This window comes from Nocardioides sp. 31GB23, assembly GCF_040012395.1.
Lineage (GTDB): Bacteria > Actinomycetota > Actinomycetes > Propionibacteriales > Nocardioidaceae > Nocardioides > Nocardioides salarius.
The window spans coordinates 1-19,129 of sequence record NZ_JBDYKJ010000056.1; the positions used below are offsets into that span (position 1 = coordinate 1).

16 protein-coding genes are annotated in these 19,129 nt (G+C 73.8%); 8 read left to right on the top strand and 8 right to left on the bottom strand.

Translation table 11 applies throughout. The features are described 5' to 3' along the window. Positions 1-1,099, bottom strand: a 1,099-nt coding sequence (locus ABKW28_RS16620) for a M4 family metallopeptidase (protein ID WP_348611570.1), incomplete at its 3' end; no start/stop codon positions are given. Between the two features lie 64 nt (positions 1,100-1,163). Continuing rightward, positions 1,164-1,634 carry a PPOX class F420-dependent oxidoreductase gene (locus tag ABKW28_RS16625; protein ID WP_348611573.1) on the bottom strand — a complete coding sequence of 157 codons (471 nt, stop codon included), beginning with the start codon at positions 1,632-1,634 and terminating at the stop codon, positions 1,164-1,166. A gap of 75 nt (positions 1,635-1,709) precedes the next feature. Here ABKW28_RS16625 and ABKW28_RS16630 point away from each other — a divergent pair, with 75 nt between their 5' ends. The 6 genes from ABKW28_RS16630 (at position 1,710) to ABKW28_RS16655 (ending at position 8,860) form a co-directional block, all read left to right on the top strand. Next, on the top strand, positions 1,710-2,411 hold the full coding sequence (locus ABKW28_RS16630; RefSeq protein ID WP_348611576.1) for an SDR family NAD(P)-dependent oxidoreductase: 702 nt from the start codon (positions 1,710-1,712) through the stop codon (positions 2,409-2,411). Beyond that, complete coding sequence (gene heR / locus ABKW28_RS16635; RefSeq protein ID WP_348611580.1) at positions 2,408-3,208, top strand: heliorhodopsin HeR; 801 nt, start codon at positions 2,408-2,410, stop codon at positions 3,206-3,208. Before ABKW28_RS16630 ends, heR begins: the two co-directional genes overlap by 4 nt. A 204-nt stretch (positions 3,209-3,412) precedes the next feature. Next, positions 3,413-5,311, top strand: coding sequence for a translational GTPase TypA (gene typA / locus ABKW28_RS16640; RefSeq protein WP_193670743.1), 1,899 nt, complete (start codon positions 3,413-3,415; stop codon positions 5,309-5,311). A gap of 348 nt (positions 5,312-5,659) precedes the next feature. After that, entirely contained in the window at positions 5,660-7,597 is a 1,938-nt protein-coding gene (locus ABKW28_RS16645) for an amidase family protein (RefSeq protein WP_348611583.1), read from the top strand. A 157-nt stretch (positions 7,598-7,754) separates the two neighbouring features. Then, entirely contained in the window at positions 7,755-8,117 is a 363-nt protein-coding gene (locus ABKW28_RS16650) for a hypothetical protein (RefSeq protein WP_348611586.1), read from the top strand. Further along, positions 8,114-8,860 (top strand): tyrosine-protein phosphatase, encoded by a 747-nt coding sequence (locus ABKW28_RS16655; protein WP_348611589.1) that lies wholly within the window; start codon positions 8,114-8,116, stop codon positions 8,858-8,860. The genes ABKW28_RS16650 and ABKW28_RS16655 overlap by 4 nt, the downstream gene beginning before the upstream one ends. 1 nt (position 8,861) lies before the next feature. On the opposite strand, the gene ABKW28_RS16660 is transcribed toward ABKW28_RS16655, so the two are convergent. Beyond that, positions 8,862-9,824 carry a hypothetical protein gene (locus ABKW28_RS16660; protein WP_193670741.1) on the bottom strand — a complete coding sequence of 321 codons (963 nt, stop codon included), beginning with the start codon at positions 9,822-9,824 and terminating at the stop codon, positions 8,862-8,864. A gap of 41 nt (positions 9,825-9,865) precedes the next feature. Here ABKW28_RS16660 and ABKW28_RS16665 point away from each other — a divergent pair, with 41 nt between their 5' ends. After that, positions 9,866-11,269 (top strand): MFS transporter, encoded by a 1,404-nt coding sequence (locus ABKW28_RS16665; RefSeq protein ID WP_348611592.1) that lies wholly within the window; start codon positions 9,866-9,868, stop codon positions 11,267-11,269. Between the two features lie 264 nt (positions 11,270-11,533). After that, on the top strand, positions 11,534-12,703 hold the full coding sequence (locus ABKW28_RS16670; RefSeq protein WP_348611595.1) for a hypothetical protein: 1,170 nt from the start codon (positions 11,534-11,536) through the stop codon (positions 12,701-12,703). A gap of 25 nt (positions 12,704-12,728) precedes the next feature. Here the strand turns inward: ABKW28_RS16670 and ABKW28_RS16675 are convergent, their stop codons facing one another. The 5 genes from ABKW28_RS16675 to ABKW28_RS16695 all read right to left on the bottom strand — a co-directional run bounded on the left by ABKW28_RS16675 (position 12,729) and on the right by ABKW28_RS16695 (position 19,129). Further along, positions 12,729-13,310 carry an RES family NAD+ phosphorylase gene (locus tag ABKW28_RS16675; protein ID WP_193670737.1) on the bottom strand — a complete coding sequence of 194 codons (582 nt, stop codon included), beginning with the start codon at positions 13,308-13,310 and terminating at the stop codon, positions 12,729-12,731. A gap of 50 nt (positions 13,311-13,360) precedes the next feature. Then, on the bottom strand, positions 13,361-13,912 hold the full coding sequence (locus ABKW28_RS16680) for a hypothetical protein (protein WP_348611598.1): 552 nt from the start codon (positions 13,910-13,912) through the stop codon (positions 13,361-13,363). Between the two features lie 103 nt (positions 13,913-14,015). After that, positions 14,016-15,176: a DUF3322 and DUF2220 domain-containing protein gene (locus tag ABKW28_RS16685; protein ID WP_193670735.1), complete on the bottom strand. Its 1,161-nt coding sequence runs from the start codon at positions 15,174-15,176 to the stop codon at positions 14,016-14,018. After that, positions 15,169-18,549: an ATP-binding protein gene (locus ABKW28_RS16690; RefSeq protein WP_348611601.1), complete on the bottom strand. Its 3,381-nt coding sequence runs from the start codon at positions 18,547-18,549 to the stop codon at positions 15,169-15,171. Before ABKW28_RS16690 ends, ABKW28_RS16685 begins: the two co-directional genes overlap by 8 nt. Before the next feature lie 13 nt (positions 18,550-18,562). After that, positions 18,563-19,129, bottom strand: a complete 567-nt coding sequence (locus ABKW28_RS16695) for a DUF4194 domain-containing protein (RefSeq protein ID WP_348611604.1) — start codon at positions 19,127-19,129, stop codon at positions 18,563-18,565.

A 19,129-nucleotide genomic window follows, 5' to 3' on the forward strand; every position in this document is an offset into this window, starting at 1 on the left:
GGGGCGGGGGGGGGGCCGGCCCACCCCCGCCGTCCCCTGAGGTCCCCGGCACCCCGGCGCCGCTCGGCGCGACCGCCCGGGGCTCGACCCCGACGGCGTCCCAGGCCGCGGCGACGGCCTCGGCGTGCTGGCCCGCGGTGGCCAGGGTGGCGGCCGCGAAGCCGGCGAAGTCGGTGCGCGGGCCGACGAGCCCACCGCTCAGCGCGTCGTACCAGACCTGGCCGGCGCCGGCCCAGGTCGTGCCGCGGGGCCCGGGGTCGGCGGCGCCGATGGCGAGTGCGGCGAGGTGGAAGGCGCGGTTGGGGATGCCGGAGTTGAGGTGCACCCCGCCGTGGTCGTCGGTGGTGACGACGAAGTCGTCCAGGTGCCCGGGCTGCGGGTCGCGGCCCAGCCGCGGGTCGTCGTAGGCCGAGCCGGGCTGGGCCATGTCGCGCAGCCCGCGGGCCTGCACGCCGGGCAGGAAGAGACCCTCGCCGATGAGCCAGTCGCCCTGGTCGGGGCGCTGGTCGAGCAGCCGCTGCTTGAGGCAGGCCGCGACCACGTCGGAGACGTGCTCGTTGAGCGCGCCGGGCTGGTCTGCGTACACCAGGCCGGCGGTGTGCTCGGTCAGCGCGTGCGCCAGCTCGTGGCCCAGCACGTCGACGGGCTTGGTGAACCGGTCGAAGACGACGCCGTCGCCGTCGCCGAAGACCAGCTGGGTGCCGTCCCAGAAGGCGTTGGCGTAGTCGCGGCCGTAGTGCACCGTGAGCGAGACCGGCGCCCCGGCGCCGTCGTAGGAGTCGCGGCCCCACGCCTCGGCGAGCAGCGCCAGCGAGGCCGCGATGCCGGTGGCGGCCTCGTCGACCGCGGCGTCGCCGACGGCGGGCGCCCCGGCCGCGCGGGCCGGGCGGCCGGGCAGCGTGCTGGTCGACCCGGCGTCGTGCACGGTCCAGGCCGGCAGGCCGGGGGTGGTGATCAGCGCCGCCGCCGGCGCGGGCCCGGCGAGCCGCGCCGCGCGCAGCGCCTCGTCGACCGCGAGGGTGGCGTCGTACCCCAGCGCGCGCTGCAGGTAGGGCGGGACGAAGCAGTGCCGGGGCTCGCGCGCGGGTCCGAGGGTCATCTGCCCACCCAACACCCGGGCGCCGACACTGGGAAGACCCTCACGACGAGGTCCGGGAGAACCCTCAGGCGGGCGAACGCTCCGGCGGGAAGCCGCCGGTGGCCACCGGGCCCCAGGAGACCGGCGTGATCCGCAGCAGCGACTTGCCCTGACGGCGCATCGCGGCTCGGTACTCCTCCCAGTCGGGGTGCTCGCCGGAGATGCAACGGAAGTACTCGACCAGCGCGTCCTCGGCCTCCGGCGAGGGCATGTCGAGCACCTCGGCGGTGCCGTCGACCTGCACGTAGGGCCCGTCCCAGTCGTCGGAGTGCACCAGCACCGTGGCCTCGGCGCGGCGGCGCAGGTTGGCGGCCTTCGCGCGCTGCGGGTACGTCGAGATCACCAGCCGGCCGTCGGCGTCGACTCCGCCGGTCACGGGCGAGACCTGGGGGCGGCCGTCGGCGCGCAGCGTCATCAGCGTAATCTTGTGGCGGGGCCGCACGAACTCCAGCAGCCCGTCGAGGTCGACACGGTCGGTGGTCGCGATGGAGGCCATGTCGACGACGATAGCCACGCCCCACCCACCCCCAGGGGTCCTGGCCGGGCCCCCGGCGCGACCTAGGTTCGACGGATGCGGATCGACGGAGCACGGGTGCTGGTGGCGGGGGCGACGGGCGTGCTCGGCCGCGCCCTGGCCGTGGGGCTGCACGAGCAGGGCGCCCGCGTGGTGGCCGCCGGGCGCGACCCCGACCGCCTCGCCGAGGTGGCCGCGGCCCTGGGCACCGGCGCCCAGCACCTCGACGTGGTCGACGCCGGCTCCTGCGCCGCGGCCGTGCGGGGCGCGGCCGACGAGCTGGGCGGGCTCGACCTGCTGGTCGTCGCCACCGGTGCCGCCGGCTTCGGCCGCGCGGTCGAGCTGGAGGAGGCCGTCGCGGAGGAGCTCTTCGCGGTCAACGCCCTCGGGCCGATGGCGCTGGTGCGCGCGGCGGCGCCGTACGTCGCCGAGGCCCGCGACGGCGAGGGCACCGTCGCGGTGCTCAGCGCCGTGCTGGCCGACCTGCCGACCGCGGGGATGGCCGACTACTCGGCGGCCAAGGCGGCGCTGGCGACCTGGCTGCAGGTGCTGCGCCGCGAGGAGCGCCGCTCCTTCCGGGTGCTCGACGCGCGCCCGCCGCACCTCGACACCGGTCTCGACACCCGCGCCCTGGCCGGCGCCGCGCCGCGACTTCCCGCGCCACTGCCCCACGAGCGCGTCGTGGAGGCCATGATGGAGGCGATCGGTGGCGAGGCCACCGAGGTCGTGATGGACGGCAAGGAGCTGGTGGTCCGATGACGCACGCGAAGCACGTCTCCCCCGAGCACGAGCGGCCGGTGGCCAGCGGCGTCACCGACGAGGCCCTGACCTCGCTCAGGCGCTGGAACATCGGCCTGGCCGTGCTGCACGCCGCCCAGGCGGTGGCGGTGCTGGTGCTGGCCAGCGGCTTCGCGATCAGCGTCACCTCCTCGTTCCCCCAGGGCCCGCCGGGCACGCCGCCCCCGGCACCCGAGGCGCTCTTCGACGTGCGCATCGGGTGGGCGATCGCCGCGTTCCTGCTGCTCGCCGCGCTCGACCACGGTCTGACCGGCACCCTGCTGCGCCGGCGCTACGAGCAGGGCCTGCGCGACGGCATCAACCGGTTCCGCTGGGTGGAGTACTCCGTCAGCGCGACGCTGATGATCATCCTGATCGCCTTCTACAACGGCATCACCGGCATCGAGGCGCTGATCGCGATCATCGGCGCCAACGTCTCGATGATCCTCTTCGGCTGGGTCCAGGAGGTGATGAACCCACCGGGGCGCGAGCGCACCACGATGCTGCCCTTCTGGTTCGGCACCCTGGCCGGCATCGCCCCGTGGGTCGCGATCGTGGTCAACACCGTCGGCGCCGACACCGTGCCCGGGTTCGTCTACGGCATCGTCGGCTCGCTGTTCGTCTTCTTCATGAGCTTCGGCGTCAACCAGTGGCTGCAGTACAAGCAGGTCGGCCCGTGGCGCTCCTACGCCTTCGGCGAGAAGGCCTACCTGGTGCTCAGCCTGGTCGCCAAGAGCGCCCTGGCCTGGCAGATCTTCGGTGGCTCGCTGGCCGGCTGAACCCACTTGACACGTGTGCATGAGTCCCCGGTCAGCCGGGTACTCATGCACTTGTCAGGGGTTGCAACACCCGACAAGTGACGGAGTCCCCGGCCGGCCGGGGACTCCTGCACGGCGGCACGAATCGGCGTACGACGCCGCCCGCCGTAGAATCGTCGAGGCCGGAACCGGCCGTTTCGTCAATCGAAAGCGACGCCGCGCCGCATGTCTGGACAGACCACTCGTACCGATCTCCGCAACGTCGCCATCGTGGCGCACGTCGACCACGGCAAGACCACGCTGGTCGACGCCATGCTCCGCCAGGGCGGCGCGTTCACCGAGCACCAGGCCGAGGGTGTCGCCGAGCGCGTCATGGACTCGGGTGACCTCGAGCGCGAGAAGGGCATCACCATCCTCGCGAAGAACACCGCGATCCACTACGCCGGCCCGGCCGCCGGCGGGAAGCCGATGACGATCAACATCATCGACACCCCCGGCCACGCCGACTTCGGTGGCGAGGTCGAGCGCGGGCTGTCGATGGTCGACGGCATCGTGCTGCTGGTCGACGCCTCGGAGGGTCCGCTGCCGCAGACCCGCTTCGTGCTGCGCAAGGCGCTCAACGCCGACATGCCGGTGATCCTGGTCGTCAACAAGACCGACCGTGGCGACGCCCGCATCGCCGAGGTCGTCGACGAGACCTACGAGCTGTTCATGGACCTCCTCGACGAGAGCCACAGCCAGGACGCGCTCGACTTCCCGGTCGTCTACGCCTCGGGCCGCGCCGGTGTCGCGGGCACCGACCAGCCCGCCAACGGCGAGCTGCCCGACTCCCCCGACCTCGAGCCGCTCTTCCAGACGATCCTCGACACGATCCCCGCCCCGACCTACACCGAGGGCGCGCCGCTGCAGGCGCACGTCACCAACCTCGACTCCTCGCCGTTCCTGGGCCGTCTCGCGCTGGTGCGCGTGCACGAGGGCACCTTGAAGAAGGGCCAGACCGTCGCGTGGATGAAGCGCGACGGCGAGACCAAGAACGTGCGGATCACCGAGCTGCTGGTCACCGAGGGCCTCGAGCGCAAGCCCGGTGAGTCGGCGGGCCCCGGCGACATCGTCGCGATCGCGGGCATCCCCGACATCACCATCGGCGAGACCCTGGCCGACCCCGAGAACCCGGTCGCGCTGCCGCTCATCCACGTCGACGAGCCGGCCATCTCGATGACGATCGGCACCAACACCAGCCCGCTGGTGGGCCGCGTCAAGGGCGCCAAGGTCACCGCGCGCCTGGTCAAGGACCGCCTCGACCAGGAGCTGATCGGCAACGTCTCGCTGCGCGTGCTGCCCACCGAGCGCCCCGACGCCTGGGAGGTGCAGGGCCGTGGCGAGCTGGCCCTGGCGATCCTGGTCGAGCAGATGCGCCGCGAGGGCTTCGAGCTGACCGTCGGCAAGCCGCAGGTGGTCACCAAGGAGGTCAACGGCAAGGTCCACGAGCCCGTGGAGCGCCTGACCATCGACGCGCCCGAGGAGTACCTCGGCACCATCACCGAGCTGCTGGCCTCCCGCAAGGGCCGCATGGAGCAGATGACCAACCACGGCACCGGCTGGGTGCGCATGGAGTTCCTGGTCCCGGCCCGTGGCCTGATCGGCTTCCGCACCGAGTTCCTCACCGACACCCGCGGCACCGGCATCGCCCACCACATCTCCGAGGGCTACGAGCCGTGGGCCGGCGAGATCCGCTCGCGCAACAACGGCTCGCTGGTCGCCGACCGCAAGGGCGCCGCGACGGCGTACGCCATGACCTCGCTGCAGGAGCGTGGCGTGCTGTTCGTCGAGCCGACCACCGAGGTCTACGAGGGCATGATCGTCGGCGAGAACTCGCGTGCCGACGACATGGACGTGAACATCACCAAGGAGAAGCAGCAGACCAACATCCGCTCCGCGACCTCCGACAACTTCGAGAAGCTCATCCCGCCGAAGAAGCTGTCGCTGGAGCAGTGCCTGGAGTTCTGCCGCGACGACGAGTGCGTCGAGGTGACCTCCGAGCAGGTCCGCATCCGCAAGGTGGTGCTCGACGCCAACTCGCGCGCCAAGACCGCCTCGCAGGCGCGCAAGGCCAACAAGTCCTGAGCCCAGGACCCGCAGGCCGGCGTGGCCGGACGGCACCAGCACGCGCCCCGGGCCCCTCCCACGAGTGGGAGGACCGCCCGGGGCGTGTCGCTTGCCGGGGCCAGCACTGAAGAACTGTCTTGGGGTTCTGTAACAACCTCGTGGCGCACGATGGCCGGCAGGGACGGCCCGACTCTTTACTTCTTGCGGTTCCAGGGCTTGTGGACGCGAACCTGTCCGGGCCGGGGCGACACGGTCGCGACGACGGCTCTCGTCGGGCGCGTGCGGCGTTACGCGGTGGCAACACGCGTGGGTTGGGATGCGCGCGGCCCCGACAACCGGGGCCACCTGTCACCTCCTGGAGGGATCTTGTCCAGCTCCTTGTCGCAGTCTCGACGACTGCGTGCCCGCCGCCTGCGCAGCGCCGGGGCCGCCGCTCTCGCGGCATCACTCTTCAGCGCCTGCCTGTGGGCGCAGCCCGTCGGCGCCGCCCCCGGCGCCGACGACGTCTCACCGGTCGCCCTGCCCGGCGGCCTCGACCTCGCCACGGCCGGCATCGATGACCTGCAGGCCGGCCTGAGCGCGGGGGACTTCACCTCGGTCGATCTCGTCGAGGCCTACCTCGCCCGCATCGGGGCCATCAACTACGACGGCCCGCGCCTCAACGCCGTGCGCCAGCTCGCCGACGACGCCCTGCACCAGGCGGCCGCGGCCGACGCGGCGCGCACCGCCGGCACCGAGGGCCCGCTGCTCGGCATCCCGCTGCTGCTCAAGGACAACATCGACGTCGCGGGCCTGCCGACCACGGCCGGCAGCGTGGCGCTCGCCAACTCCTACCCGGCAGACGATGCGCCGCTGGCGGCCTCCTTGAAGGAGGCCGGCGCGATCATCCTCGGCAAGCTCAACCTCACCGAGTTCGCGAACTTCATGACCAGCGGCATGCCGGGGGGCTACAGCTCGCTGGGCGGCCAGGTCCTCAACGCCTACGACCTGTCCCAGAGCCCGAGCGGCTCCAGCGCGGGCTCCGGGGTGGCCGCCTCGACCGCGATGGCTGCGGCGACCATCGGCACGGAGACCTCCGGCTCGATCCTGAGCCCGGCGAACGCCAGCTCCCTGGTCGGCATCAAGCCGACCGTGGGGCTCATCAGCCGCACCGGGGTGGTGCCGATCTCGGCGTCGCAGGACACCGCCGGCCCGATGGCCCGCTCCGTGTACGACGCCGCGGCGGTGCTGAGCGCCATGACGACCGGGGTGGACCCCGAGGACTCCGCCACCCAGGACGGGCTGTCCTCCACCTTCGACGACGTGGACTACACGCAGAGCATCGACGAGACGGCTCTCCAGGGCACCCGCCTGGGCTACGTCGCCTCCTCGAACGAGACCTACCTGGCCGCGCTGGACGTGCTGCGGGCCGAGGGCGCCGAGCTGGTCCAGGTCTCCTCGCCGAGCAACACGACTGCCCCGAGCATCCTGACCGCCGAGTTCGAGCGTGACCTCAACAGCTACCTCGCTCGTCTGCCGGAGGACGCGCCGATGGACACCCTGTCCGACATCATCGAGTTCAACGAGGCCCACGCGAAGGTGGCGCTGAAGTTCGGCCAGACGCTGCTGCGGTCCTCCGAGGAGGTCGACCTGAGCGACCCGGACACCCTGGCGACCTACGAGTCGAACCGCGACCAGGGCATCAGCGAGACCCGGGCATCGATCGACGCGACGCTGGAGGCCAACGACATCGAGGCCATCGTCAGCAACGCCGGCACCACCGGCATCGGCGCCCGTGCCGGCTACCCGTCCCTGACGCTGCCCGCCGGCTACGCCGCCAACAACCGTCGCCCGGTCCCGATCACCTTCCTCGGCACGGCCTACACCGAGCAGGAGCTCATCGGCTTCGCCTCCGACTACGAGGAGGCCGCCGGCGTGTGGCAGCCGCCGACCGAGGTCAACCCGACCGCCTTCGCCTGCACCGAGCTGTCCGACCCGGACACCTCGGAGTCCTGCGACGAGCCGGCACCCGAGCCCGTGCGCAGCGTCACGCTGGCAGACGTGGTCAAGAACCCGGTGATGAAGGGGTCGCGCGCCAAGGTCAGGGTCGCGGTGGCGGCCGGTGACGTGGTGCCCTCGGGTCGTGTCAAGCTCAGCTCGGGTGGACGCAGGCTGGGCTCGAAGCTGCTGGACGAGTCCGGGCGAACCACCGTGCGGCTGAAGAGGCTGGCTCCCGGCAAGCACCGGGTGCTCGTCTCGTACGTGGGCAGCGACATCGCCGCCGGCTCGACCGACCGGGTCCGCGTGCGGGTCCTCCGGCGCTGACGCCTCGCCCCCGCAACGGGTGCCGATGCCGCACCGGCACCTTGAGCACCGCATCGACGCGCCCCGCTCCCCTGGTGGGAGCGGGGCGCGTCGTCGTCACCGCCCGGCCCGGAGATGGAGGCGGAGGAACCGGTTCAGGCGTGGCAGGGTGGTGGCCGTGGCTGGTGACTACTTCCTCGAGGTGACCCTCCCCCTGCTCGTCGAGACCGTGGTGGCGCTGGGCGTCCTGGCGCTCGGTGTCGTGGCGCTGCGGCGCGGCCGGGCCGGCGCGTGGTTCGTGGTGGCGAGCGGCGCCCTCTGGGGCGCGGTGCAGGTCGTCTACGCCGTCGACCTGGTCGCGGTCGAGCTCGGCACGCAGGGGCTGGGCGGCCTCGTCCACGACCACGGCCTGCTGGTGCCGCTGCGCTACCTGCGCCTGCTCGGCGTCGTGCTGCTGCTGCCGGCGCTGGCCACCGCCGTCGTGCCCGTCCGACCCGGGGACCGGTCGGCTACCGCCGACCAGGCACGATCGGGGTCGTGAGCACCGCACCCTCCCCCGTTCCCGGCACCGCGCCCGACCTGCTGAACCTGCGCGACGTCGGCGGCCTGCGCACCGCCGACGGCCGCACGGTGAGGCCTGGGGTGCTGCTGCGCTGCGCGACTCCGGCCTTCGTCGACGACGAGCAGGTGGCCCGGCTGGTCGACGAGCTCGGGGTCGCGACCCGGGTCGACCTGCGCAGCGAGAAGGAGGCGGTCGAGGCCACCAGCGCGGCCTTCGACGCCGTCGCGGTCGAGCACCTCGAGGTGCACGCGGGCGAGACCCGCTGGGACTTCGACTCAGCGCACCTCAGCGACTGGGTGGCCGGGCACTACCTGCGCTTCACCGAGCACTCCCCCGACTCGCTGGTCGGGTTCGTGCGGCTGGTGGCCGACCCGGCCCGCACCGCCGTGCTCGCGCACTGCACCGCCGGCAAGGACCGCACCGGCACCGCCGTCGCCCTCACGCTGGCCGCGGTGGGGGTGCGCGAGGACGACGTGGTGGCCGACTACGCCCGCACCGAGCAGGCGATGCCGCTGCTGCGCGAGCAGTTCCGCCGGCTGCCGTCGTACCAGGAGCGGCTCGAGGCGCTGCCGGCCGAGGCCTTCGGCTCCACGCCCGAGACGATGCGGCGCTTCCTGCGCCTGGTCGAGCAGACGTACGGCGGGGCGCGGGCCTACCTGCGCGCCCACGGGCTCACCGACGCCGAGCTGGCCGGCCTCGAGCGGCACCTGCTGGGCGACTGACTCAGGAGTCGGCGCCCAGCAGCTCCTGGCGCCGGCCCACGAGCACCGCCTCACGCGACTCGGCCTGCAGCAGCCGGTCGACCAGGCGGCGGCGCACCTCGCCGACGGCCCCGCGGGCCTCGGCGACCCGGGCGGCGGCCTCGCCGATCCGCTCGCGCACGGCCCAGTCGCTGAAGATGTTGTCGAACCACACGTCGAAGGCCCGCACCAGCTCGGTGACCTCGACGCCACCGACCGGCTCCATGCCGACGTCGGCGAGCTCGACGCCGAGGTCGGAGAGGGCGTCGTCGGCGCGGCGCATCAGTGCCTGCGCCTGGTCCATCCGGTCGTACTTGACCATGTCGGTGAGCAGGCCGCCGTCGAAGAAGGTGTCGGCGGTCGACCAGCCGCGCGCCGAGCTGAGCAGGTTGTCGGCCTGCGCGAGCGTGTCGAGGGCGATGTCGCAGGCCTCCAGCGCCTCGACCAGCTCGGTCGTCGTCGACCGGATCGCACCGAGGTCGGCGGCCACCTGGGCCAGCTCCTCGGCCTGGGGCCCGCCGGTCTCGAGCAGCCATGCCTGCTTGGCGTCGAGCGCCGCGCTGCGGCGGGCGACCACGTCGCCGAGCGCGTCGTACGCCGCTCGCAGCGACGCGCAGGCCTCGCGGGCCCGGTCGCGGCGCAGCTCGACCACCGCGACGGTGTACTCGGCCTGGCGCTGCTCGGCCTGCTCACGGTCGAGGTCGGACTCCCGGCTGCCGCGCAGCCCGGCCCAGATGCGCGTGGGGCTGAAGGACTCCAGGCGCTCCACGTCGGCGCGCTCGTCGGCCAGCCGCGAGCGGGCCTCGGCGACCTGTGCCTCGGCGTCGGCGAGCTCGGCGTCGGCCGCGGCCAGCCGGTGGGTCAGCCGGGCGTGCTCGGCCGCGGCCTCCAGCGCCGCCTCGAGGTCGGCCTGGATGCGGTGCGGATCGGGCGTGGGCTGGCTCACCCCTTCACCCTAGTGAGGGACGCAGCCCCTAGGTTCGGGTGGTGACCCGCCGCGCCGTCCCGCAGGTCGGCGCCGCCCCGTCGCGGGCGCTGCTGCCGACGCTGGCGCTGCTGACGACGATCACCGCGGTGGTCAGCAGCCTGGGCGCGCCGCTGGTGCCCAGCGTCGCGACGGCGTACGACGTCAGGCTGGGCACCGCGCAGTGGTCGCTGACCGCGGCGCTGCTGGCCGGGGCGGTGGCGACGCCGGTGGTGGGCCGGTTCGCGAGCGGGCGGCTGCGCCGGCCCACGATCCTGGTCGGGCTGGGCGTGGTCACGCTCGGCACCGTGGTCTCGGCGGTCTCGGCGGCGCTCGGCGAGGGGTTCGGAGTCCTCGTCGCGGGGCGGGCGCTGCAGGGCGTCGGGATGGCGCTGCTGCCGCTGGCGATCGCGGTGGCCCGCGACGCGCTGCGCGCCGAGGGGCAGGACCGCGCGATCGCGCTGCTGTCGGTGACGACGGTGGCGGGCGCGGGGCTGGGCTACCCGGTGACCGCGCTGGTGGCGCAGCTCGGCGGGCTGGGGGCGGCGTACGCGCTGGGCACGCTGATGACCGGCCTGACCTGGCTGCTGGCGTGGCGGCACCTGCCCGGCAGCGCCGACGAGACCCCGGCGCGGGTGGACTGGTGGGGAGCGCTGCTGCTGAGCGTGTCGATGCTCGCGGTGCTGCTCGCGGTCACCGAGGGCGAGGTCTGGGGCTGGACGTCGGCGCGGGTGCTGGGCCTGGCCGTGGTGGGGGTGCTCGGCCTCGGGGTGTGGGTGCGCGCGACGCTGCGCAGCCCGACCCCGCTGGTCGACCTGCGCCTGGCGACCCGGCCGGGCATCGCCGCGCCCAACCTGGTGGCGGCGGTCGCGGGGCTGGGCATGTACGCCCTGCTGACGCTGGTCGTGGTGCTGGTGCGCGCCGACGAGCCGGGGTTCGGGCTCGACCGCTCGGTGCTGGTCGCCGGGCTGGTCCTGGTGCCCTACTCGCTGATGAGCGTGCTCGGCAACCAGCTCGCCACCCAGGTCCGTCGGCGGCTGGGGCCGCGCTGGCTGCTGCCGACCGGCTGCTCGATGTTCCTGGCCGCGACCCTGGGCCTGGGCCTCTTCCACGACCACCTGTGGCAGGCGCTGGTGGTGATGGCGCTCGGCGGTGCCGGGTCGGGCTTCACGTTCTCGAGCCTCGCGGTGCTGATGGTGCCGCACGTGCCGCGCGCCGAGACCGGCTCGGCGGTCGCGTTCAACCAGGTGCTGCGCTACCTGGGCTTCACCGTCGGCAGCGCGCTGAGCGTCGCGCTGGTCGCGGCGTACGGCGGCGGCGACGGCGGGTTCACCGCCGCGCTGCTGACCCTGGCCTCGGTGTGGGTGGTGGCCGGCGTCGGCGCGGTGGTGCTGGACCGGGCCACGGCCCCCCGCAGGGCCGCCTGAACCACCCGCGACCCGGCCCAGACATCACGCTGACCCGGCCCAGATCTCCGCGCGACCCGGCCTGAATCTCCCTTCGAGTCGGCCCGAACCTCCCGTCACCACCCGCCTCAGGAGATGGTGCCGGCGACCGGGGACGAGGGCGGTACGGCGTTCGCCCGGGCTCTCGAGCCGCTTGTCGTCCACAGGCCCCTCGCGCCGCGAGCTGCTCCACAGGCCGAGCGAGACGGCCCCCGCGAAGCGCACGGCGCGCGCAGGGTCGGTCCCATGAGCCGACGCCGCAAGCCCACCCGCCCCTACCGGTCCATCGCGAGCCAGATGACTCCGGAGCACCACGAGGCGTTCGCCGCCTCCCAGGCCGCCGAGCTGCGCGGCGACTGGGCCGCGGCACTGCGCCACTACCGGCGGGTGCCGATGTTCCGCGACTCCACCTACGGCGAGCAGCTGGAGGTGCTGGCCGCCCTCGGCGACGACGCGCCGGGCTGGCTGGTGGCGCGGTGGCTGACCGTGGCGGCCCGACGCCACGGCGTCGACCAGCGGCGCTCGAAGGTCGCCTTCGAGGCCGGCATGGCCCTGGCCCACCCGCACGGGGTCGACCTCGAGGCGCTCGACCTCACCTACCCGGAGCAGGCGACCTCGCAGCTGTGGGGCCGCGACTGGATGATGCGCCAGCTCGAGGTCTACGAGCTCGGCGGCCTCCGCGACCTGCTCCTGCCCATCCCGCCACCCCTCGGCCTCGCGCCCGAGCTCGTCGAGCGCGGCGGGCCGGTGACCCGGTGGGGCCGCGCCGCCATGGGCGGCTACCGGGTGGGCGGTCTCGACGACGAGGTCCGCACCCTCCACGACGCCCGCAGCGGAGCACCGCGCGAGATCCTCGACCTGGGGCTCGGCGAGCAGGTCGACGAAGGCACCCACGTGCTGGGCCGGCTGGTGCCGATCGACGACGAGCCCGGTCTGGTGCTCGAGGGCCCACCGCTCGTGGTCGACGAGCCGACCGCCGCCGCGGTCGCGGGCCGGCCCCCGGGCTGGGCTGAGATCCTCGGCACCCGCATCGCCAGCCGCCGCCTGCCCCTGGGGTGCACGCTGCAGCCCGACGCGTCGCTGACCTCCGACCTGCCGCACCGCTCGTGGGTCTCGCTGCTCGGCCTGCCGATGGGCGAGCGGCCCGACCAGCGGCCCGACACGCTGGTCGGCCAGGCCGTCGCCGCCGCCCTGCGGATGGCCCGAGACCGCCCCGAGCGGGTGTCCGCCCACCGGCACCGCATCGGCGAGCTGATGATCGACCCGCTCCTCGACCACGAGCGGCTGGCACGGTTCGCGATGCCCCAGCACCTGCGCGCCTGGGACCACCTGGCCGGCGCCGTCCCCGCGCTGGCCCGCGCCCGCTGCCAGGAGATGGTGGTCTGGTGCGACGCCGCGGGAGAGGCGACGGGCTGAGCGCGTCCCGAGCACCGGGCATCGCTCAGGACGGTGGCATGACGTCGACACGGAGCGGGGCGCAGAGGTCCACCAACCAGTCGAAGTCCGTGCCGGCTGCGAGCACCCGGCCGTACGTCGGGTCCTGGGCGAGGGCGTCGCCCGCCCGGTCCCCGAAGATGACCTGGGCCTGCGTGTTGTTGCACCGGCTCGACATCCACTCGAGCCCGTCGTAACCGGCCGCGTGCGCCGCGCGCGCCCAGTGGACGGTCTGGGCGTAGACCCCCGGACCGTGCACGTCGACCACATCGGTGTCGGTGACACCGAGCCGTCGCAGCCCCAGTCCGTGGAGGGCCGCCAGGCGCAGGTCGCGCTGCACCGTCAGGCGACCCATGACCCGGCGTGCGTAGTCGTCGTGGCTCAGCACGCCGCCGGTGGCCGGCACGTCGCGCAGCAGGGTTTCCGCGACCGCCGCCTCCTCGCTCATCGCGGTGTAGAGGACCGGCACCACCGGGTCACCGAAGAAGGCGAACCGGGACGGCCCTCCGACACCGGGGTTGAACTGCGCCACGGTGAACGCATTGTCGTGGACCCGGTAGAGACGTGTCCCGGCGCGCAGCACGGACACCGCGGGCGTGAACGGGTCGGGCGGTCGGGGCAGGGATCGGCGAGCAGCCCTCACCAGGCGGTTCCGAACGCGGAACTGGCCGCCTCCGCCACCGCGGTCGGGTCGTCAGCGAGGTAGGCAGCAGGCGGGACCCCGTCGAAGAAGCTGCTCGGGCTGCTGAGCCACTCGACCAGGCCACGCTCGGAGCGGCCCGCCGCCGCGGCCGTCCGGACGAGGTCGCCGATCACCGCGAGCGGGCGACCGTCCGCGTCGAACTGGAAACCGGGGAAGTAGAGGCGGGCACCACGCTTGAGAGCCACCAGCCTCCCCTCGGCACGCGCCTGGAGGGCGGCGTTGCCGGGGCGCCCGGCGCTCGAGCCGAGTCGCCGCCCCGCGGCTGCCGAGTCGAGGAGCCCGAACTGCGCATCGATGCGGTCGTACAGGTTCTCCTGTGCCTGGGTGGCACGCGCCAGCTGGGGCGACGCCCCGCGGGCGACGGCGTGCATCGCAGGACCCAGGGCAGCCACGGACGCCAGCATCTCCTCGTGGACCCGCGCCAGTCGGTCGGCCTCGCCCCTGAACTCGACGAGATCGTCGTCGGCCGTGCGTGCGTGCGTCGCCATCGCCCACCTCCAGAGCATCTAGTGTAGTCATGCGTTTCGTGCAGCACCACAGCATGCACGGAACGCATGCGCGATGACGCCGCGGCGGCCCGGTCCGCCGCTCTCAGCCGGCTGTGCCGTCCGGCCAGCGCTCGAGCGCCCACGCCCAGTCAATGCGCTCCTGCTCCAGTCGCACCCGGTCGGCGTACCGGTCGCTGACCAGGTCCTCGTACGTCGCCTGCTCGGCGTCGGTGAGACGGGTCAGCGCCGCGGTGGTCGGGCTCGGCTCGCTCCCCCACCGCTCGCGGTGGGCCAGCAGGGTGTCGCGGTCCATCAGGAACGAGGTGGTCTGCGGCAACCAGGCCCGCAGCCGGTCGAGGATCGCGAACCCGTGGGTGTCGAGGTCGCCCCAGTAGTGCACCGGCACGTCGCGCAACCAGGGCAGCGACCCCAGGCGCGAGACCCGGAAGCCCTCACCGAAGACCGCGACGCCGCGCGGCGGCAGGGGGGCGGCGAGGAACGTCGTCTCGTTCTCCAGCACCACCGCGGCGGCGGGCGCGACCGGGAGCGCAGCCAGCTGCTCGACCGGCGCGGTGACGTCGCGCAGCGCAGCCCACGACGACCCGGGGAGCAGCGCCTCGCCGAGCCGCAGCCGCACGCGCGCGGGGCGCACCCGCAGGCCCAGCACCTCGACGAAGTCGTCGGCCGCGCCCGGCACCCCCAGCACCGCAGCCAGGAGACCCCGATGGCGCTCGACGAGCTTGGTGTCGACCCCTGGGGCGCTGATCTCGCGCAGGAAGCGCCCCGATCCGCGCGCCGCGCGCAGCCACTCGAGCGCTGCCAGGAGCCCCGGCCAGTGCGCCTCCTCGACGCCGAGCGCCGCGTGCGGCTGCGCGAGCGCCCAGGAACGCAGGTCCGGATCTCCGGCGAGCAGGCCGACCAGCCGCGCGTGGCGTCCGGCCTCGTCGCCCACGTCCAGCAGTCGCCACGCCTGCTCGTAGCCGGTGACGACCGCCCGCGCCGGGAGATCGTTGCGACCCACCGTGCGCACCCCGACGGGCTCGCGGACGAGTTCGTAGCGACCGGGAGCCGCCCGCTCCAGGCGCTCGGCCCAGCGGCGTACCCGCTCGAGGTCGGCGCCCAGCTCGCGAGCGCGAGGACCGCGCAGCCGCACCTCGACCGGCTCGAATGGCCGACCCTCGGCACAGGCGCGCAGCAGCTCGCCCGAGCGCCACCGCGGCCGCAGCCGCGCGGCCACGTCGTCGGGCGTCGACCACTCAGCCACGCGCGGCCCACCCGCCGCCGGCCTCCCGGCGGGCGCGGTACTCCTCGATGCTCAGCGTCTGCACCCGCGACTCGCGGCCGTCGCGGTTGTCGACGAAGCCGATCGAGCGCACGTACGGCTCGATGACGTGCACCTTCTGCAGCGGGGTGACGATCAGCAGCTGGAGCCCGAGGCGACCGAAGAGCGACAGTGCGTAGCGGGTGGAGAGGTCGGAGCCGCGCCCGAACGCCTCGTCGATGACCGCGAAGCGGAAGGCGCGCGAGCTCGTGGTGCCCCACTCGAGACGGAACTGGTAGGCCAGCGAGGCGGCGAGGATCGTGTAAGCCAGCTTCTCCTTCTGCCCGCCGGACTTGCCGTCGGAGTCGCGGTAGTGCTCCCACTCCTGCCCGCTCTCGCGGTCGAGCTCGGCCGCCGAGAACGTGTGCCAGCTGCGCACGTCGGTGACCCGCCGGGTCCAGGCCCGGTCGGCCTCGGCGTGGCCCTCGCGACCGCGGAAGCGGTCGATTATCCGCTTGACGTCGACGAAGCGCTGCTCGGAGTACTGGTCGCTGTCGCCCTCAAGGACCCCGCGGGTCACCGCGCGCAGGTCGTCGCGGAACTGGCGCACGTCGGTGTTGACGGTCGGCTCGACCACCAGGCGGATGAAGCGGCCCGGGGAGTAGTCGATGGCGCCGAGCGAGTCGTTGATCTGCTCTACGCGGTCGCGGATGTCGTCGGCCTGGCGGCGCAGCCAGGTGGCGAAGCCGGCCAGCTCGCGGATCGTGTTGGTGTTGAGCTGGTGCTTGAACTCCTGCTCGAAGCGCGGCAGGTCGTCGCGCCGGACCCGGTCGCGGAAGGCCCGGAACTCCGACGCGGCCTCGATCGAGGCGTCCATCTCGGTCGTCACCGCCGGCCACTGGTGCTTGATCGCCGTCATCTGCTGCTGCGCGGTCGTCGCGATGCCGTTCATCTGCTGCTGGAGCCGGTCCATCGAGCGGGTCAGCCCCTCGGCCGCGTCGCGGGCGGCCCGGTCGCAGTCGTCGGGGTCGACGACCGTCGCGCCCAGGCGCGTGGCGAGGTCGGCGTACTGCTCGCGCGCGGCGATCAGCACCGCGCCGGCGTCCTCGACCTGGGCCCGCGCCGCCTCCAGCCGGCGCACGGTGCGCGCGAGCTGCGACTCCAGGCCGCCGAGCTGGTTCTCGAGCCTGGAGCGTTCCTTCTCCGCCTGCGCGATCTGCGCGTCGACCGCCACGAGCGCCCGGTCGATCTCGGCGAGCCGCGACGAGCCGGCCAGCAGCCGCTCGCGCTGGCGGTCGGCCTCCCCGGCCTGCCCCGCGGGGGTGGCGGCGTCGAGCTCGGCCCAGGAGTCGAACTGGGTCAGGCTGCTGAGCGCCTCGGCCGCGCGGCGTACGTCGTCGCGGTGGGCCTCGACCGTCTCGACGTCGCGGTCGAGACCGACGAGGCGGGCCCGCACCTCGCCGAGCGCGACCTCCAGCGCCTCGACCTTGCGGGCGTTGGAGCGGCCGAGGATCCACGAGCGCGGGTCGTCGACGCGCGAGCGGTCGTCCTTCTCGTGCCGGCTGCCCTGGCGAACCTGTCCCTCGACGGTGACGGCCTTGTCGGCCTCGAGCAACTCGGCCAGCGAGTCGACGCAGCGGTGGTCGGCGCGACGGGCGAGCTCGCGCTCCAGGAACGTCTCGAAGCGGCCGGGCTCGACCTCGAGGGTGTCGACGAGCCGCAAGTGGGCCACGGGCGGCTCCGGCTGCAGGCGCACCTGCCGCTCGGGCACCCGGTGGTAGACGACCCGGGTGCGCAGGTGGTGGGCGTTGACCCAGGCCGCGACCTCGCGGTAGTGCCGCTGGGGCACGAGCAGCGAGAGCCCGAAGCCGCGCAGCACCCGCTCGGCCGCGCCGCGCCACGCCGCGTGCTCGTCGCGGACCTCGACCAGCTCACCGACGAAGGGCAGCTGCTCGGTCTCGATCCCGAGCTCGGCGCACATCCGCTGCCGCAGCTCGAGGCTGGCGCGCGGCAAATTAGTGTGCCGCCCGGCCAAGCTGGCCAGGTCGGCCTCGACATCGCCCGCCTCCTCGCGCGCCCGCGAGCGGTGGCTCATCACGTCGGCCAGCTCGGCGTCGAGGGCGCGCTGGCGCGGTCTCGTCGCGTCGTACGCCGCACCCACCTCGTCGCGCCGCTCGGCGAAGGCGGCCGGTCCGTCGACGCCCGCGAGCCCGACGGCCTCCAGCAGCCGGTGGTGGCGCTCGGCACGCTGGCGGCGTGCCTCGGCGAGGGTGCGCAGCTCCTCGGCCTCCCGCTCGAGCTCGCTGACGCGGTCGCCGCCGGCGGAGGCGCGCTCCCCGATCAGGCGACCCTGCTGGCGCCGGGCCTCCTCGAGCCGGGCCCGCACCTCCTCGGCGTCGCGACGGCACCCGACCAGGGTGCTCTCGAGCTCGGCGCCCATCGCCTCGAGAAGCTCGGCCTTGCGCTCGGTGAAGTAGAGGCCGACGGCGTCGCGCTGGCGACCGGCGGCCCGCCGCTCGGCCTCGAGCGCGGCGTGCTTGTCGCAGTTGACCAGCAGCGGGTCGAGGGCGGCGAGCTGGTCCTCGGCGCGGCGCACGGCGTCGTGGGCGCGGGTGAGGTCCTCGAAGTGTGTGACCACCGTGGCGATCCGGTCGCTGGCGTCGGAGGGCTCGAGCATGTGGGTGCGCACGAAGTCGTTGAGGTTGCCGACCGACTTCATCGACACCGTCTGGTGGAACAGCTCCAGCGCCTGCTCGGAGGCGATCCCCAGCAGCCGGCGGACCTGACGCCCGTAGGCCGGGAAGTCCTTGTCGACCTGGGCGCCGCCGTCGCGCAGCCGCTTGCGCAGCGCGTTGAGGTCGCTGCCGAAGCCGGCGAAGTCGGCCTCGATGCCCAGCCCGGCCTCGGCGGTGACGAAGAAGCGCTCGGGCTGGCCGGTGCGCTCGCGCTGGGTGAAGACCTGGGCCAGGGTCACCGGGTGCTCGACGTCGTCGTTGGCGAAGACACCCAGCACCACCGAGTAGGAGCGGTGGTCGCGCAGCCCCACCGGACGCGAGGTGCCGCTGCTCTCCACCCGCTCGGACTTGTAGTGGCCCTCGACGTAGCTGCGCAGCGAGCGCTCCCGCGCCTCCGCACCGGCGGCCTTGTTGTAGGCGATGCGATGCGCCGGCATCAGCAGCGTCGTCACCGCGTCGACCAGGGTGGACTTGCCGCTGCCGATGTCGCCGGTGAGCAGCGTGTTCTCGCCGTCGAGGCGCAGCCTCCAGACCCGCCCGTCGAAGGTGCCCCAGTTGAGCACCTCGAGCCGGTGCAGCCGCCAGCCGGCCCGCTGCTCGCCCCCGCCGAGCTCGACGGCGGAGAACAATGCCTCGCTCATCGACCGCCCCTCCTCACGATACGCCCCCGCGGTACTCCTCGAGCCGGCCCGCGAAGTCGGCGAGGGTCTGCGCGTCGACGTACGCCTTGAGGATCCGTCGGACCTCCAGCACGTCGCGTTGCCCGCGCAGCCGACGCAGGAAGCCAAGGTCGACGACCTTGGTGATGGTGGCGTCGACCTGGTCGAGCTGGCGGGCCTGGTTGGGGCTGTCGGCCAGGAACAGCGAGACCATCTCGGCGATCTGCTCGCGGCTCATGATCAGCCGCGCCTCCTGGCTGGTCGACTCCCACTCGACCATCCGCTTGCGCAGCAGCACCAGCATCAGGCTGACCGGGTAGGACAGGCTCCGCCGCTGCACGAGGCGGGGAAGCGCGCCCTCCTCGTCGCGCGAGCGCAGGTAGGCGTAGCCCTCGGTCTCGTCGAGCACGACGTCGACGCCGATCGTCGCGAAGTGGTCACGCACGGGTGCGCCGTGGCGCAGCAGGCCCTGCCACACCGCCTCGTGGCTCTCGCGGTAGACCACGCCGCGCATCAGCGTGATCACGGCGGTGGAGACCGCCAGCTCCGACTCGCTCCTCAT

Bases quoted from the DNA above. Each gene is read 5' to 3' on its own strand.
- ABKW28_RS16625 (WP_348611573.1), bottom strand. From the start codon at position 1,634: ATGGCCTCCATCGCGACCACCGACCGTGTCGACCTCGACGGGCTGCTG.
- ABKW28_RS16630 (WP_348611576.1), top strand. From the start codon at position 1,710: ATGCGGATCGACGGAGCACGGGTGCTGGTGGCGGGGGCGACGGGCGTG.
- heR (WP_348611580.1), top strand. From the start codon at position 2,408: ATGACGCACGCGAAGCACGTCTCCCCCGAGCACGAGCGGCCGGTGGCC.
- typA (WP_193670743.1), top strand. From the start codon at position 3,413: ATGTCTGGACAGACCACTCGTACCGATCTCCGCAACGTCGCCATCGTG.
- ABKW28_RS16670 (WP_348611595.1), top strand. From the start codon at position 11,534: ATGAGCCGACGCCGCAAGCCCACCCGCCCCTACCGGTCCATCGCGAGC.
- ABKW28_RS16680 (WP_348611598.1), bottom strand. From the start codon at position 13,912: ATGGCGACGCACGCACGCACGGCCGACGACGATCTCGTCGAGTTCAGG.
- ABKW28_RS16690 (WP_348611601.1), bottom strand. From the start codon at position 18,549: ATGAGCGAGGCATTGTTCTCCGCCGTCGAGCTCGGCGGGGGCGAGCAG.
- ABKW28_RS16695 (WP_348611604.1), bottom strand. From the start codon at position 19,129: ATGAGGAGCGAGTCGGAGCTGGCGGTCTCCACCGCCGTGATCACGCTG.